Genomic DNA, 16,722 nt, shown 5'->3' with positions numbered 1-16,722 from the left:
TTCAACGGTGAAACCGCGGGCAACAGCGCGTTCATGGAGTGAGACACCCCCGGAAGGTAGAGTCCAGCGGCGTGCACCTCAAGGCCCTGACCCTCCGAGGGTTCAAGTCGTTCGCCTCGGCGACCACGCTCCGGTTCGAGCCGGGGATCACGTGTGTCGTGGGGCCCAACGGCTCGGGCAAGTCCAATGTCGTCGACGCCCTCAGCTGGGTGATGGGCGAACAGGGCGCCAAGTCGCTGCGCGGCGCCAAGATGGAGGACGTCATCTTCGCCGGCACCACCGGCCGCCCGCCGCTGGGCCGTGCCGAGGTGTCCCTGACCATCGACAACTCCGACGGCGCCCTGCCCATCGAGTACGCCGAGGTCACCATCACGCGGATCATGTTCCGCAACGGCGGCAGCGAGTACCAGATCAACGGCGACACCTGCCGCCTCCTCGACATCCAGGACCTGCTCTCCGACTCCGGCATCGGCCGCGAGATGCACGTCATCGTCGGCCAGGGCCAGCTCGACTCCGTCCTGCACGCCGACCCCACCGGCCGCCGCGCCTTCATCGAGGAGGCCGCGGGCGTCCTCAAACACCGCAAGCGCAAGGAGAAGGCCCTCCGCAAGCTGGACGCGATGCAGGCCAACCTCGCGCGCGTGCAGGACCTCACGGACGAACTGCGCCGCCAGCTGAAGCCACTGGGACGCCAGGCGGCGGTGGCCCGGCGGGCGGCGGTGATCCAGGCGGACCTGCGCGACGCCCGCCTCCGGCTGCTCGCCGACGATCTCGTACGACTGCGCCAGGCGCTGCGGACCGAGGTCGCGGACGAGGCCGCGCTCAAGGAGCGCAAGGAGGCCGCCGAGCAGGAGCTGAAGAAGGCGCTCCAGCGCGAGGCGCTCCTGGAGGACGAGGTCCGGCAGCTCACGCCCCGGCTCCAGCGGGCCCAGCAGACCTGGTACGAGCTCTCCCAGCTCGCCGAGCGGGTGCGCGGCACGATCTCGCTGGCCGACGCGCGCGTGAAGAGCGCGACCTCGGCGCCGCCCGAGGAGCGCCGGGGCCGTGACCCCGAGGACATGGAGCGCGAGGCCGCACGGATCCGGGAGCAGGAGGCCGAGCTCGAAGCGGCCCTGGAGGCGGCCGAGCGCGCCCTGGAGGACACGGTCGCGCACCGCGCCGATCTGGAGCGCGCGCTCCAGCAGGAGGAACGGCGCCTCAAGGACGTGGCCCGGGCCATCGCCGACCGCCGGGAGGGCCTCGCCCGGCTCAACGGCCAGGTCAACGCGGCCCGTTCCCGAGCCGCCTCCGCCCAGGCCGAGATCGACCGCCTGGCCGCGGCGAGGGACGAGGCCCAGGAGCGGGCGTTCGCCGCGCAGGAGGAGTACGAGGCGCTCAAGGCCGAGGTCGACGGCCTGGACGCGGGCGACGCGGAGCTGGCGGAGCAGCATGACGAGGCCAAGCGGCAGCTGGCGGAGGCGGAGGCCGCTTTGACGGCTGCCCGGGAGGCGGCCACCGCGGCGGAACGCAGACGCGCCGCGACGCAGGCCCGACACGAGGCGCTGGCGATGGGGCTGCGGCGGAAGGACGGCACCGGAGCGCTGCTCGGCGCGAAAGACCGGCTCACGGGGCTGCTGGGCCCGGCGGCGGAACTGCTGACGGTGACTCCGGGCCACGAGGTGGCGCTGGCGGCGGCTTTCGGAGCGGCGGCAGACGCGTTGGCGGTGACGTCCCCGTCGGCGGCGGCGGACGCGATCCGCCTGCTGCGCAAGCAGGACGCCGGACGGGCGTCGCTCCTCTTGGCGGGCGCTCCGGAGAGCGCTTCTGGGGGCGCGGGGAACTGCGCGACCAGCCACGACGGACCCGCAGACGCCACCCATCAGCACGCGGCAGATCTGGTCCGCGCCCCCCAGGACCTCCTCCCCGCGGTAAGACGCCTGCTCCACGGCATCGTCGTCGTCGGCACCCTCGAAGACGCCGAAGACCTCGTCTACGCCAACCCCCACCTCACCGCCGTCACCGCCGAAGGCGACCTCCTGGGCGCCCACTTCGCCCACGGCGGCTCCGCGGGCGCCCCGAGCCTCCTCGAAGTGCAGGCCTCGGTCGACGAAGCGGCGGCGGAACTCGAAGAGCTGGCGATCCGCTGCGAGGAACTCACCGAGGCCCAGCACACGGCCGTGGAAAACCGAAAGACATGCGCCGGCCTCGTCGAGGAGCTCGGCGAGCGCCGCCGTACAGCGGACCGCGAGAAGTCGGCCGTGGCCCAGCAGCTCGGCCGGCTGTCCGGTCAGGCGAAGGGCGCCGCCGGTGAGGCCGAGCGGTCCACGGCCGCGGCCGCCCGCGCGCAGGAGTCGCTGGAGAGGGCCCTCGAAGAGGTCGAGGAACTCGCCGAACGCCTCGCCGTCGCCGAGGAGATGCCGGTCGAGGAGGAGCCCGACACGTCGGTACGGGACCGTCTCGCCGCCGACGGCGCCAACGCCCGGCAGACCGAGATGGAGGCCCGCCTCCAGGTCCGTACGCACGAGGAGCGGGTCAAGGGGCTCGCGGGACGGGCCGACTCCCTGGACCGTGCCGCCCGGGCGGAGCGCGAGGCACGCGCGCGTGCCGAACAGCGGCGGGCCCGGCTGCGGCACGAGGCCGCCGTCGCGCAGGCCGTCGCCTCCGGCGCCCGGCAGCTGCTCGCCCACGTCGAGGTGTCCCTCGCCCGCGCCGACGAGGAGCGGACCGCGGCCGACGCGGCCAAGGCGCTCAGGGAACGGGAGTTGACCGCCGCCCGCACCACCGGCCGCGACCTGAAGGCCGAGCTCGACAAGCTCACCGACTCCGTGCACCGGGGCGAGGTGCTCGGCGCCGAGAAGCGGATGCGGATCGAGCAGCTGGAGACCAAGGCGCTGGAGGAGCTGGGCGTCGAACCGGAGGGCCTGGTCGAGGAGTACGGCCCCCACCAGCTCGTCCCGCCGTCCCCGCCCGCCGAGGGCGAGGAGCTGCCCGAGGACCCGGAGCATCCGCGCAACCTGCCCAGGCAGTTCCACCGGGCCGAGCAGGAGAAGCGGCTCAAGGCGGCCGAGCGGGCCTACCAGCAGCTCGGCAAGGTCAATCCGCTCGCCCTGGAGGAGTTCTCCGCGCTGGAGGAGCGGCACAAGTTCCTCAGCGAGCAGCTGGAGGACCTGAAGAAGACCCGCGCGGACCTGCTTCAGGTGGTGAAGGAGGTCGACGAGCGGGTCGAGCAGGTCTTCACCGAGGCCTACCGGGACACCGCCCGCGAGTTCGAGGGTGTGTTCAGCCGGCTCTTCCCGGGCGGCGAGGGGCGGTTGATCCTCACCGACCCCGACAACATGCTCACCACGGGCGTGGACGTCGAGGCGCGGCCGCCGGGCAAGAAGGTCAAGCGGCTCAGCCTGCTCTCCGGTGGCGAGCGGTCCCTCACCGCGGTGGCGCTGCTGGTGTCGATCTTCAAGGCGCGACCCAGCCCGTTCTACGTCATGGACGAGGTCGAGGCCGCGCTCGACGACACCAACCTCCAGCGGCTGATCCGGATCATGCAGGAGCTCCAGGAAGCCTCGCAGCTCATCGTGATCACGCACCAGAAGCGGACCATGGAGGTCGCCGACGCGCTGTACGGCGTCTCCATGCAGGGCGACGGCGTGTCGAAGGTGATCAGCCAGCGGCTGCGCTGACCGCGGTTGACTTCAAGAAGTGAACGCATGTGACGGGCGCCTGTCTAAGTTCTCACATTTCCCTGCGTTTGAATTTGAGACTTGAAGGCATAAGGTCAGCAACGTTTGGATTTACCTTCAGGTACCACCTATCTGGGGGCTGACCACACCGACAGCGTTGCCGGTGGCCCGAGGAGTAAACGTGACCAGCACAGCACAGGCATCCGAACCAGGAGCCCGGACGGCTCATCCCGATCATCTCGGGCACGTCATCTTCATCGCGGCGGCGGCCGCGATGGGCGGTTTCCTCTTCGGCTACGACAGCTCCGTGATCAACGGTGCCGTCGAGGCCATCCGGGACCGCTACGACATCGGTTCCGCGGCCCTGGCGCAGGTCATCGCCATCGCCCTGATCGGCTGTGCCATCGGCGCGGCGACCGCGGGACGGATCGCGGACCGCATCGGCCGGATCCGCTGCATGCAGATCTCGGCCGTCCTCTTCACGGTCAGCGCCGTCGGCTCGGCGCTGCCCTTCGCGCTGTACGACCTGGCGTTCTGGCGGATCGTCGGCGGCTTCGCCATCGGCATGGCGTCCGTCATCGGCCCCGCCTACATCGCCGAGGTCGCCCCGCCGGCCTACCGCGGCCGTCTCGGTTCCTTTCAGCAGGCCGCGATCGTCATCGGCATCGCCATCTCGCAGCTGGTCAACTGGGGCCTGCTGAACGCCGCCGGCGGCGACCAGCGCGGCAAGCTGATGGGTCTCGAGGCCTGGCAGGTCATGCTCGGCGTCATGGTGATCCCGGCCGTCCTCTACGGTCTGCTCTCCTTCGCCATCCCCGAGTCCCCGCGCTTCCTGATCTCCGTCGGCAAGCACGAGCGCGCCCGCGAGATCCTCGCCGAGGTCGAGGGCGACAAGATCGACCTGAACGCCCGCGTCGCCGAGATCGAGCACGCGATGAAGAGCGAGCACAAGTCGACCTTCAAGGACCTGCTCGGCGGCTCCTTCTTCTTCAAGCCGATCGTCTGGGTCGGCATCGGGCTGTCGGTCTTCCAGCAGTTCGTCGGCATCAACGTCGCGTTCTACTACTCCTCGACGCTGTGGCAGTCGGTCGGCGTCGACCCGACGGACTCGTTCTTCTACTCGTTCACGACGTCGATCATCAACATCGTCGGCACCGTGATCGCGATGATCTTCGTGGACCGCGTCGGCCGCCGGCCGCTCGCCCTGATCGGCTCCGTCGGCATGGTGATCGGTCTGGCACTGGAGGCCTGGGCGTTCTCCTTCGACCTCGTCGACGGCAAGCTGCCGGCCGCGCAGGGCTGGACCGCGCTGATCGCCGCCCACGTGTTCGTGCTCTTCTTCGCCCTGTCCTGGGGTGTGGTCGTCTGGGTCTTCCTCGGCGAGATGTTCCCGAACCGGATCCGTGCCGCCGCGCTGGGCGTCGCCGCCTCCGCGCAGTGGATCGCCAACTGGGCCATCACCGCGAGCTTCCCGTCGCTGGCCGACTGGAACCTCTCCGCGACCTACGTGATCTACACGGTCTTCGCCGCCCTCTCCATCCCGTTCGTCCTCAAGTACGTCAAGGAGACGAAGGGCAAGAAGCTGGAGGAGATGGGCTGACGGCCCGCCCACGAGCCCGGGGGGGAGGAGCCAACACCCCGCTGCACCTCTCCCCGAACCGTCCGCCGCCCCCGGTCCGGCAACCGCCTGGACCGGGGGCGGCGGCGTCGTACGGGGGTCACCAGATGAGGACGCCACCGCCGATCTCCTCGGCCTTGCGGATGCTGTCCTCGATGATCCGCAGCCGCGTGTCGATGTTGTCCCGGTGCTCATCGAGGGTCCGCGGCCGCTGCGTGCCCTCGGCGACCTCGTCGAGACGGGAGCGCAGCAGCTCCACCTCACGCCGGAACTCGGGGACGTCCTCGGCCTCGACGTAGAGGTCCTCCTTGGCCAGCACGGGCAGGAAGCGGGCGCCGAGCGAGCGCACGAACTCCGAGCCCCACACCGTCGTACGCCACGACTCGAAACCGCCGGACTGGTACACGTCGGCGGGCACGTCGAGGATCCGCCGCTCGCCGTCCGGGTCGCGGACGAACACCTCCACCAGCAAACTCATGGGCTCAGTGGACCATCGACAGGTCCACGGCGACCAATTGATATCGCCCGGCTCAGTCGCCCAGTGCCGGAAGCACCCGCTCCGCGAACAGCCGCAGGCTCCGCCAGCCCTCCGCCACCGGCATCCCGCCCGCCAGCGGATGCAGGACCAGGTTGTCGAGGTCCTGCTCCACGCACTGCTCGGGGGTGAGGATGCGGTACACGCCCTCCTCGCGCAGTTCGTCCACCGAGGTGGCCGCCGACCGGACCGCCGAGCGGATGTCGCCGGACTGCCAGGAGGCGTACGTCCGGGCCTCGTGGAGGAAGTGGTCGCCGTAGGTCGCCCAGGTGCGGTCCGGGTCCTCCGCGATGTGCAGCAGGGGTGTCTCCGCGGTCGGCATCATGGTCCAGCCCTCGGTGCCGTATTCGACGAGCCGCTCCTTGTAGTACGCCTCCAGCTCCGGCAGATGCGCGCTGGGGAAGAAGGGCAGGCCGAGGCGGGCGGCTCGCCGGGCCGCGGCCTTGGAGGAACCGCCGACCAGGAGGAGGGGGTGCGGGTCCGTCAGGGGGCGCGGGGTGACCCGTACCGTACGACCGCGGTACTCGAACTCCTCGCCGGTCCAGGCCTTGAGCAGGGTCTCCAGGAGCTCGTCCTGGATCCGGCCCCGGCGCCGCCACTCCACGTCGAACAGGGCGTACTCCTCGGGGCGGTACCCGATGCCGGCCACCGTGACCAGCCGGCCGCCGCTCAGCAGGTCCAGTACGGCGATCTCCTCGGCGAGGCGCAGCGGGTCGTGGAGCGGGCCGATGACGGCCGAGACGGTGACCGCGATCCTCTTCGTCGCCCCGAACACCGCGCCCGCGAAGGCGAACGGCGAGGGCAGCCAGTTGTTGTCGACGCCGTGGTGCTCCTCGGTCTGCACGGTGGTGATCCCGTGCTCGTCGGCGTACGCGGCCATGTCCAGGGCGGCCCGGTAGCGGGCGCTGAGGGAGGCGGGCGTGGCGCCGGGCTCGACGAGGTTGAAACGGACGACCGTGACGGGCATGGGGGTCCCCCTTCACCGGGCGGTTGGTGCGGGGGACGGTAGCTGACGGTACGTCAGATGGCCATGGCCGTGGGTCGGTCGGACACGGGTTCGGCGACCGCGGGCTTCGGCAGCACCGCGTACAGCAGCCCCGAGGTCACGATCGTCGCCGTCCAGCCGAGGCCGTACGCGCCGACCGGGTTGTTCGAGGCGAGCGGGCCGGTGAACCAGTCGCAGGTGGTGAAGAGCAGGCCGACGCCGAGGCCGGCCGCCCATGCGGTGACCGCGGCCGGGCAGAAGCCGTGCCGGTACCAGTAGGCGCCGGTGCGGGTCGTGTCGAGCAGGGCCTCGCCGTCGTACTCCTTGCGGCGGAGCATGTCCGCGCCGAAGACGCCGGCCCAGGCGGAGAAGGCCACCGCGAGCAGGGAGAGGAAGGCGACGAAGGTGCCCATGAAGCTCCGCGCGGCCAGCATGAGGACGCCGCCGAGGAGCAGGGAGATCAGCGCGTTGAGCGAGACCGCCCAGGGGCGCGGGACCCGGAACCCGAGGGTCTGCGCGGTGAAGCCCGCGGAGTACATCGACATCGAGTTGATCAGCAGCGTGCCGACCAGGGCGGTCAGGAGATAGGGGACGGCGAGCCAGAGCGGGAGGAGCTCACCGAGGAAGGAGACCGGGTCCCGGGCGGCGGCCAGGTCCGGGGTCGCCGACGCCATGACCGTGCCCATGAGCACCATCGGCAGCACGACGACCCCGGCACCGCACACCGTGTTGCGTACGATCGCCGCCGCCGACGCCGTGCCCGGCAGATAGCGGGTGAAGTCGGGGGAGGTGGGCACCCAGCTGATCCCGCCCGCGGCGACCAGCCCGATGCCCGTGATCATCGCCGACGCCGGTCCCGCGCCCCGTCCGAAGACCCGGCTCCAGTCCGTCTCGACGACCAGACGGGCCAGCACCAGGACCGAGAAGGCCCCGAACAGCCAGGTCGCCCAGGTCGTGCACCTGCGCACGGCCCGGATGCCCAGGCCCGAGATCGCGAAGCTCGCGGCCACGAAGAGCAGCAGCGTCACGACGATCAGCGCGGTACCGCCGCGCACACCGAAGAGGATGTCCAGGACGGTGAGCAGGGCGTACGCGCCCGTCACCGCGTTGATCGTCTCCCAGCCCCAGCGGGCGACCCAGATCAGCGCCCCGGGCAGCAGGTTCCCGCGCTGACCGAAGACCGCGCGGGACAGGGCCATCCCGGGTGCGCCCCCGCGCCTGCCCGCGACACCGATCAGCCCGACCAGGCCGTACGACACCACCGGCGCGGTGACGCCGACGGTCAGGGCCTGCCAGAAGTTGAGGCCGTACGCCACGGCCAGGCTCGCGCCCACGGTCAGGAGGAGGACGCTCATGTTGGCGGCGACCCAGGTGGGGAAGAGCTCGCGGGTCCTCGCGGTGCGCTCGTGGTCGGGAACCGGTTCCAGGCCGTGCGTTTCGAGGGCACTCATGATGAATCACCCTATATGCGGGCGAAATGGGGCGCAGATCGGTCGGTGTCCCCGGTGCGGCCGCTGCCCCTCCCCCGGGAGACAGGGATGGATACTGGACGGGTTATGGAAACCGTCATCCTTGCTGTAGTCATCGCCGTGGTCGTGCTCGGTGTGCTCGGCGGGCTCGTCGTCGGCAGCCGGCGCAAGAAGCCGCTGCCCCCGCCGCCCCCCGCCGCGCCCGACATCACCGCCCCTCCGGCCGAGCCGCACGTCGGCGACGAGGCCGAGACGCCGCGCGACGAAGCGCGCCGGACCATTGAGGAGGTGGATCTCCCGGACGGCTCCGCGCCGCCCGTCACCGAAGAGCTCCCGGCGGCGGCCGGGATCGAGATCCCGGAACCCACCGCGGGCCGCCTGGTCCGGCTGCGGGCCCGGCTCTCCCGCTCGCAGAACGCGCTCGGCAAGGGGCTGCTCACGCTCCTGTCGCGTGAGCACCTCGACGACGACACCTGGGAGGAGATCGAGGACACCCTCCTCACCGCCGACGTCGGCGTGGCCCCCACCCAGGAGCTGGTCGACGGGCTGCGCGAGCGGGTCAAGGTGCTCGGCACCCGCACCCCCGACGAACTGCGCGGACTGCTCCGCGAGGAGCTGCTCAAGCTGGTCGGCACCGAGGTCGACCGCACGGTCCGCACCGAGCCGGACGACCGCAAGCCCGGCATCGTGATGGTCGTGGGGGTCAACGGCACCGGCAAGACCACCACCACCGGCAAGCTCGCGCGCGTGCTCGTGGCCGACGGGCGGACCGTCGTCCTCGGTGCCGCCGACACCTTCCGTGCCGCCGCCGCCGACCAGCTCCAGACCTGGGGCGAGCGGGTGGGTGCCCACACCGTGCGCGGGCCCGAGGGCGGCGACCCCGCCTCCGTGGCCTTCGACGCGGTGAAGGAGGGCAAGGAGATGGGGGTCGACGTGGTCCTCATCGACACCGCGGGCCGTCTGCACACCAAGACCGGGCTCATGGACGAGCTCGGCAAGGTCAAGCGGGTCGTGGAGAAGCACGCGCCGCTCGACGAGGTCCTGCTGGTCCTCGACGCCACCACCGGACAGAACGGCCTGGTGCAGGCCCGGGTCTTCGCCGAGGTCGTCGACATCACCGGCATCGTCCTGACCAAGCTGGACGGCACCGCCAAGGGCGGCATCGTGGTCGCGGTCCAGCGTGAACTGGGTGTGCCGGTCAAGCTGATCGGGCTGGGCGAGGGCGCGGACGATCTGGCGCCGTTCGAGCCGGAGGCGTTCGTGGACGCGCTGATCGGCGAGTGACAGCCTCTGCAGGCGAAGAAGGGCCCACCCCATGGTGCAGATGGGGTGGGCCCTTCGCTGTGGACGGCTATGCGCGCGATCGGTGCGCCACGTAGGCCAGGGTGCCGAGCAGCAGGCGGGCCGCCGGTGGCTTCGTCGCCGTGTCCAGGGACGGTGGCCGCAGCCACTGGGCCGGGCCCAGGCCGCCGCGGTCCGACGGGGGAGCCGTGAGGTACGTGCCGGGGCCCAGGCCGCGCAGGTCCAGGGAGGTCGCGTCGTCCCAGCCCATGCGGTAGAGGAGCTCGGTCAGGTCGGCCGCGGCGCCGGGGGCGACGAAGAACTGGGCGCGGCCGTCGGGGGTCGCCGTCACCGGGCCCAGAGGCAGGCCCATGCGCTCCAGGCGGACCAGGGCGCGGCGGCCGGCGGGCTCGGCGACCTCGATGACGTCGAAGGCGCGCCCGACCGGCAGCATCACGGAGGCGCCGGGGAACTCGGCCCATGCCTTGGACACGTCGTCGAGCGTGGCGCCGGCCGGGACCTGGGGCGCGAAGTCGAGCGGGTGGGCGCCTGGTTGGCGGCAGTCCGGGCGTCCGCAGGAGCAGGCACCGGCCGCGGCCCGCGCGCCCGGGACGACGTCCCAGCCCCAGAGTCCGGTGAACTCGGCGACGGCGGTGCACTCCGAGGAGCGGCCGCGCCTGCGCGTACCGGAACGAATCTCCCGAATGCCGCCGATCGTGAAGCCCATGCCCCCTCCAACGGGTTCACCGCGCCGGTGGTTACGAGACGGACGCGGCCAGTCACTCTCCGTTTCCTCTTCCGGGCGATGGCGGCGCCCGGAAGTGCCCCGGGTGGTGCGCCGGGTCATACGCGCCCCTGCGTGCACCGCTCCGCCCACCCCCGCACGGTCTATGTCAAGTGAATCGTGTGGAGGCGAGCGTGAGTTCATTCGAAGGGGTGGCGAATGGTGGCGTTTCCGGGATCGCCATGGCTGGACGGGTGATCGTAGGATTACTTTGAGTGCACGAGTCCTGGGGGCACATGCACTTGTGGGTATGCCGGAGGCAAGTCGGTTCCCCGTTCGAAGGCTGACAACCGCCGGACGAACGGCCGTATTTACCGGCATTCTGATAACGCTTGGCGCACTCGGCGACAAGTGGACTCAGGGATGGGGGCGTTCCAGTGGGCGGCAACAGCGGAAGCGGGACGGGCACCGGGAGCGCCGCGCAGAACTCCTCCTCGGCCGACAAGCGCCCCAACGAGCTGCTCACCTCCTGGTTCGTGCGCAGCGGCTGGTCGAAGGGCGAGCTCGCCCGCCAGGTCAACCGCAGGGCCCGCCAGTTGGGCGCCAACCACATCTCCACCGACACCTCGCGGGTGCGCCGCTGGCTGGACGGCGAGAACCCCCGCGAACCCATCCCCAGGATCCTGTCCGAGCTGTTCTCCGAGCGGTTCGGATGCGTCGTCTCCGTCGAGGACCTCGGACTGCGCGCCGCCCGCCAGTCACCGTCCGCCACCGGGGTCGACCTGCCCTGGACGGGCCCGCAGACCGTGGCCCTGCTCAGCGAGTTCTCGCGCAGCGACCTCATGCTGGCGCGGCGCGGCTTCCTCGGGACCTCGCTGGCCCTGTCCGCGGGCCCGTCCCTCATCGAGCCCATGCAGCGCTGGCTCGTCCCGGGCGCCGCCGGCACCCCGCACCGCGAACCCGACCCGGCCTCCGCCCGCCGGGCCGGCCGGCTCTCCCGCCCCGAGCTCGACCTCCTCGAGTCCACGACCGTGATGTTCCGGCAGTGGGACGCCCAGTGCGGCGGGGGACTGCGCCGCAAGGCCGTCGTCGGCCAGCTGCACGAGGTGACCGACCTCCTCCAGGAGCCCCAGCCCGAGGCGACCACCCGCAAGCTGTTCAAGGTCGCCGCCGAGCTGGCCGAGCTGGCCGGCTGGATGTCGTACGACGTCGGGCTCCAGCCCACCGCCCAGAAGTACTTCGTCCTCGCCCTGCACGCGGCCAAGGAGGCCGGTGACAAACCGCTCGGCTCCTACGTCCTGTCCAGCATGAGCCGCCAGATGATTCACCTCGGGCGGCCCGAGGACGCCCTGGAGCTGATCCACCTCGCGCAGTACGGCAGCCGGGACTGCGCGAGCCCGCGCACCCAGTCGATGCTGTATGCGATGGAGGCCCGCGCCTACGCCAACATGGGCCAGCCCGGCAAGTGCAAGCGGGCGGTCCGGATGGCCGAGGACACCTTCGCCGACGCCGACGACTGGGACGAGCCGGACCCCGACTGGATCCGCTTCTTCTCCGAGGCCGAGCTGTACGGCGAGAACTCCCACTCCTACCGCGACCTCGCCTACGTCGCCGGCCGCAGCCCGACCTACGCCTCGCTGGCCGAGCCCCTCATGCAGCGGGCCGTGGAGCTCTTCTCAGACGACCTCGAGCACCAGCGGTCGTACGCACTCAACCTCGTCGGCATGGCCACCGTGCACCTGCTGCGCCGCGAGCCCGAGCAGAGCACCGTACTGGTGGAACAGGCCATGCACATCGCCAAGAAGGTCCGCTCCGAGCGCGTCAACACTCGTATTCGAAAGACGGTCGACACGGCCGTACGCGATTTCGGTGATCTCGCCGAGGTCGTGGACCTCACGGAGAAGCTCGCCGTCGAACTCCCCGAGACCGCGGAAGCCGTCTGAGAACCCCGCGGATCCCCGGAACCCCGGCCGCGGCCGGCCCTCCCGAACTGCCCGACTCGGCTCCCCCATGCCAGGTCATCGGAAGGCCGACCGTGGCCGGTTTTTTTCCTTCTACGAAGGTTGCGCCACGATAACGATCGACGTGGCCGGAATCTGCCAGTTCATCGACGCGTAACACACCAGGCGTCTTCGTCACGGCGGCGAAACAACGAGGGGCTTCCACCGAAACCGCGCTGCGTCAATCTCATGGCGCATAACCGGCCCACCCCTCAATCCGCTCTGGCTTCGCCCGCACGGGGCCGTACCTACGACGAGGAGACGCCGATGGCACCAGCCATCACGCTCGCCGCGGACAAGCTGTCCGTGGCCAACACAGGCTTCATGCTGATCTGTTCTGCCCTGGTGCTGATCATGACCCCGGGCCTCGCCTTCTTCTACGGAGGCATGGTCCGCGTCAAGAGCACCCTCAACATGCTGATGATGAGCTTCATCAGCATGGGGATCGTCACCATCCTGTGGGTGGTCTACGGCTTCTCCATGGCGTTCGGTACGGACCACGGCTCGCTCATCGGCTGGGAGAACGACTTCTTCGGCTGGACCGGCATCGACAAGGGCGACATCTGGTCCGGGTACACGATCCCGGTCCTCGCCTTCGCGGTCTTCCAGATGATGTTCGCCATCATCACCCCCGCCCTGATAAGCGGTGCGCTCGCCGACCGCGTGAAGTTCTCCGCCTGGTCGCTGTTCGTCCTGCTGTGGGCGACGGTCGTCTACTTCCCGGTCGCGCACTGGGTCTGGGGCACCGGCGGCTGGGCCTTCGAGCTCGGTGTGATCGACTTCGCCGGTGGTACCGCGGTCCACATCAACGCGGGTGCCGCGGCACTCGGTGTGATCCTGGTCATCGGCAAGCGCGTCGGCTTCAAGAAGGACCCGATGCGCCCGCACAGCCTCCCGCTGGTCATGCTCGGCGCGGGCCTGCTGTGGTTCGGCTGGTTCGGCTTCAACGCCGGCTCGTGGCTGGGCAACGACGACGGCGTCGGCTCGCTGATGTTCGTCAACACCCAGATCGCCACCGCGGCCGCCATGCTCGGCTGGCTCCTCTACGAGAAGATCCGCCACGGCGCGTTCACCACGCTGGGCGCCGCCTCCGGCGCGGTCGCGGGTCTGGTCGCCATCACCCCCTCCGGTGGTGCGGTCACCCCGATCGGCGCGATCTGCGTCGGCGTCATCGCCGGTGTCCTGTGCGCCATGGCGGTCGGCCTGAAGTACAAGTTCGGCTACGACGACTCGCTGGACGTCGTCGGCGTCCACATGGTCGGCGGTGTCATCGGCTCCCTGCTGATCGGCTTCTTCGCCAGCGGCAAGGGCCAGTCCGACGTCGAGGGCCTCTTCTACGGCGGCGGCCTGGACCAGTTCTGGAAGCAGTGCGCCGGTGTCTTCGCGGTCCTCGCCTACTCCCTGATCGCCTCCGCGATCCTCGCCTTCCTGCTCGACAAGACGATCGGCATGCGGGTCAGTGAGGACGAGGAGGTCTCGGGCATCGACCAGGCCGAGCACGCCGAGACCGCATACGACTTCAGCGGTGCCGGTGGCGGCGCCGCCCGGACCTCCGTCACGGCCCCGGCCGCCGACGCGGGCAAGAAGGTGGACGCATGAAGCTCATCACCGCCGTCGTCAAGCCCCACCGGCTCGACGAGATCAAGGAAGCCCTCCAGGCCTTCGGGGTCCACGGCCTGACGGTCACCGAGGCGAGCGGCTACGGTCGTCAGCGGGGCCACACCGAGGTCTACCGCGGTGCCGAGTACACCGTCGACCTGGTCCCGAAGATCCGCATCGAGGTCCTCGCCGAGGACGACGACGCCGAGCAGCTGATCGACGTCATCGTCAAGGCGGCCCGCACCGGCAAGATCGGTGACGGCAAGGTCTGGTCCCTGCCGGTCGACACGGCCGTACGGGTCCGGACGGGCGAGCGCGGCCCGGACGCGCTCTGACCGAAGAACAGAACAGGAGCTGCTGGGTGACGAGCACGGACGTGCACAAGGACGTAGAGGACTCGGGACCCAGCGGCTATGCGGCGGCCCGGCTGCGCCTCCTCCAGGAGGGGGCGCGGTCCGGGCCGCCGCGCCGTTCCGCCCTCGCCGAACTGACCGACGACTGGCTCTCGGGACTTTTCGCCGCGGGCTCCGAGCAGCCGCGCGGGGTCTCCCTGATCGCTGTCGGCGGCTACGGCCGCGGCGAACTGTCGCCCCGCAGCGACCTGGACCTGGTCCTGCTGCACGACGGCAGCGACCCGGGCGCGGTCGCCACCCTCGCCGACCGCATCTGGTACCCGGTGTGGGACCTGGGCCTCGCCCTCGACCACTCCGTGCGCACCCCCGCCGAGGCCCGCAAGACGGCCGCGGAGGACCTCAAGGTCCAGCTCGGCCTCCTGGACGCCCGCCACATCGCCGGCGACCTGGGTCTGACGGCTGGATTGCGGACGGCCGTCCTCGCCGACTGGCGCAACCAGGCGCCCAAGCGCCTCCCCGAACTCCAGGAGCTGTGCGCCGAGCGCGCCGAGCGCCAGGGCGAACTGCAGTACCTGCTCGAACCCGACCTCAAAGAGGCCCGCGGCGGCCTCCGGGACGCGACCGCCCTGCGCGCCGTCGCCGCCTCCTGGCTGGCCGACGCCCCGCGCGAGGGCCTCGACGACGCCCGGCGCCGGCTGCTCGACGTCCGGGACGCCCTGCACCTGACGACCGGCCGCGCGACCGACCGGCTCGCGCTCCAGGAGCAGGACCAGGTCGCCGCCGAACTCGGTCTCCTGGACGCCGACACCCTCCTGCGCCAGGTCTACGAGGCCGCACGGGTCATCTCCTACGCCAGTGACGTCACCTGGCGCGAGGTGGGACGCGTGCTCAGGTCGCGTGCCGTACGACCGCGCCTGCGGGCCATGCTCGGGGGCGGCAAACCGGTCGCCGAGCGCTCTCCGCTCGCGGAAGGCGTGGTGGAGCAGGACGGCGAAGTCGTGCTCGCCCGGGCCGCGCGCCCCGACCGCGACGCCGTGCTCCCGCTGCGGGCCGCGGCCGCCGCCGCCCAGGCCGGACTCCCGCTCTCCCTGCACGCCGTACGGCGCATGGCGGCGGGTGTCCGCCCCCTGCCCACCCCATGGCCCGCCGAGGCGCGCGAGCAGCTCGTGACCCTGCTCGGCTCGGGACAGTCCACCATCGAGGTCTGGGAGGCGTTGGAGGCCGAGGGCCTGATCACCCGCATGCTGCCCGACTGGGAGCGGGTGCGCTGCCGCCCCCAGCGCAACGCCGTGCACATCTGGACCGTCGACCGGCACCTCATCGAGACGGCCGTGCGCGCCTCCGAGTTCACCCGCCGCGTCCACCGCCCCGACCTGCTGCTGGTCGCCGCGCTGCTGCACGACATCGGCAAGGGCTGGCCCGGCGACCATTCGGTGGCCGGCGAGATCATCGCCAAGGACGTCGCCGCGCGCATCGGCTTCGACCGCGACGACGTCGCCGTACTCGCGACCCTCGTACGGCACCACCTGCTGCTCGTGGACACCGCCACCCGGCGCGACCTGGAGGACCCGGCCACCGTGCGGTCCGTCGCCGAGGCGGTCGGGTCGCAGGGCACGCTGGAGCTGCTGCACGCCCTGACCGAGGCGGACGCGCTGGCCACCGGACCGGCCGCCTGGTCGTCCTGGCGGGGCTCGCTCGTCGCCGACCTGGTCAAGCGGGTGGCCGCGGTGCTCGCCGGGGACGCCCCCGAGGAGCCCGAGGCCGCCGCGCCCACCGCCGAGCAGGAGCGGCTCGCCATCGAGGCCGTCGCGACCGGCGGGCCGGTGCTGTCGCTGCGCGCCCAGACCGAACCGCCGGTCCACTCGGAGGAGCAGCCGGCCGGGGACCCCGAACCGCTCGGTGTGGAGCTCGTGATCGCCGTACCGGACCAGCCGGGCGTGCTGCCCGCGGTCGCCGGAGTGCTGGCAGTGCACCGCCTGACCGTCCGCACCGCCGAACTCAGCACCCTGGACCTGCCCGACGGCGTCGAGGGCTCGGTGCTCCTGCTGAACTGGCGGGTCGCCGCCCAGTACGGCTCGCTGCCACAGGCGGCCCGGCTGCGCGCCGATCTCGTCCGGGCCCTGGACGGCTCGCTGGACATCGCCGGGCGGCTCGCCGAGCGGGACGCCGCGTATCCGCGGCGCCGGGGTGTCGTGGCGCCCCCCGCGCGCGTGGCGGTCGCCTCGGCGGCCTCCCGGCACGCCACGGTCATCGAGGTCCGTGCCCAGGACGCCCCCGGACTGCTGTTCCGGATCGGGCGGGCGCTGGAGGACGCCGGGGTGCGGATGCGCAGCGCGCACGTGTCGACGCTGGGCGCCAACGCGGTGGACGCCTTCTACGTGACCGACGCCAAGGGCGTGCCGCTCGCGGCCGGCGAGGCGGCCTCCGTGGCCCGGAAGCTGGAGGAGACCCTGCGGGGCTGACCGGGGGATCCCGGCGAGCCGTGTCGCCGGGATACCCTGG

Annotated in this window: 11 protein-coding genes; 7 read left to right on the top strand and 4 right to left on the bottom strand. The window is 71.5% G+C overall.

Features of this window, described 5'->3' with window-relative positions; genetic code table 11:
• Window positions 1–71: 71 nt before the first annotated feature.
• Window positions 72–3,656: a chromosome segregation protein SMC gene (gene smc / locus OHN19_RS12200; RefSeq protein WP_330264224.1), complete on the top strand. Its 3,585-nt coding sequence runs from the start codon at window positions 72–74 to the stop codon at window positions 3,654–3,656.
• 181 nt (window positions 3,657–3,837) lie between these two features.
• Window positions 3,838–5,256: a sugar porter family MFS transporter gene (locus tag OHN19_RS12195; protein ID WP_330264223.1), complete on the top strand. Its 1,419-nt coding sequence runs from the start codon at window positions 3,838–3,840 to the stop codon at window positions 5,254–5,256.
• Between the two features lie 118 nt (window positions 5,257–5,374).
• On the opposite strand, the gene OHN19_RS12190 is transcribed toward OHN19_RS12195, so the two are convergent.
• The 3 genes from OHN19_RS12190 to OHN19_RS12180 are packed head-to-tail and all read right to left on the bottom strand — an operon-like array spanning window position 5,375 to window position 8,245.
• The gene (locus OHN19_RS12190; protein ID WP_330264222.1) at window positions 5,375–5,752 is read right to left on the bottom strand and encodes a hypothetical protein; all 378 of its coding nucleotides are present in this window, start codon (window positions 5,750–5,752) and stop codon (window positions 5,375–5,377) included.
• Window positions 5,753–5,804: 52 nt separating this feature from the next.
• A complete protein-coding gene (locus OHN19_RS12185; RefSeq protein WP_330264221.1) occupies window positions 5,805–6,776 on the bottom strand; it encodes an LLM class flavin-dependent oxidoreductase in 972 nt (323 codons plus the stop codon).
• Between the two features lie 53 nt (window positions 6,777–6,829).
• Entirely contained in the window at window positions 6,830–8,245 is a 1,416-nt protein-coding gene (locus OHN19_RS12180) for a cytosine permease (RefSeq protein WP_330264220.1), read from the bottom strand.
• A 105-nt stretch (window positions 8,246–8,350) separates the two neighbouring features.
• Here OHN19_RS12180 and ftsY point away from each other — a divergent pair, with 105 nt between their 5' ends.
• The gene (gene ftsY, locus OHN19_RS12175) at window positions 8,351–9,547 is read left to right on the top strand and encodes a signal recognition particle-docking protein FtsY (RefSeq protein ID WP_330264219.1); all 1,197 of its coding nucleotides are present in this window, start codon (window positions 8,351–8,353) and stop codon (window positions 9,545–9,547) included.
• Between the two features lie 67 nt (window positions 9,548–9,614).
• Here the strand turns inward: ftsY and OHN19_RS12170 are convergent, their stop codons facing one another.
• On the bottom strand, window positions 9,615–10,271 hold the full coding sequence (locus OHN19_RS12170) for a bifunctional DNA primase/polymerase (protein ID WP_330264218.1): 657 nt from the start codon (window positions 10,269–10,271) through the stop codon (window positions 9,615–9,617).
• A gap of 434 nt (window positions 10,272–10,705) precedes the next feature.
• Between OHN19_RS12170 and OHN19_RS12165 the strand changes: the two genes are divergently transcribed.
• The 4 genes from OHN19_RS12165 to OHN19_RS12150 all read left to right on the top strand — a co-directional run bounded on the left by OHN19_RS12165 (window position 10,706) and on the right by OHN19_RS12150 (window position 16,682).
• Entirely contained in the window at window positions 10,706–12,211 is a 1,506-nt protein-coding gene (locus OHN19_RS12165) for a hypothetical protein (protein WP_330264217.1), read from the top strand.
• Between the two features lie 324 nt (window positions 12,212–12,535).
• The gene (locus OHN19_RS12160) at window positions 12,536–13,867 is read left to right on the top strand and encodes an ammonium transporter (RefSeq protein ID WP_330264216.1); all 1,332 of its coding nucleotides are present in this window, start codon (window positions 12,536–12,538) and stop codon (window positions 13,865–13,867) included.
• Window positions 13,864–14,202 carry a P-II family nitrogen regulator gene (locus OHN19_RS12155; protein WP_055725071.1) on the top strand — a complete coding sequence of 113 codons (339 nt, stop codon included), beginning with the start codon at window positions 13,864–13,866 and terminating at the stop codon, window positions 14,200–14,202. The genes OHN19_RS12160 and OHN19_RS12155 overlap by 4 nt, the downstream gene beginning before the upstream one ends.
• Before the next feature lie 26 nt (window positions 14,203–14,228).
• Window positions 14,229–16,682 (top strand): [protein-PII] uridylyltransferase, encoded by a 2,454-nt coding sequence (locus tag OHN19_RS12150; protein WP_330264215.1) that lies wholly within the window; start codon window positions 14,229–14,231, stop codon window positions 16,680–16,682.
• Window positions 16,683–16,722: the final 40 nt, after the last annotated feature.

Source organism: Streptomyces griseorubiginosus (assembly GCF_036345115.1).
In the GTDB taxonomy this organism is placed as follows: Bacteria; Actinomycetota; Actinomycetes; order Streptomycetales; family Streptomycetaceae; genus Streptomyces; species Streptomyces griseorubiginosus_C.
The sequence above is the reverse complement of the archived record's forward strand: the minus strand, read 5'-3'. Positions and strand labels throughout refer to the sequence as shown.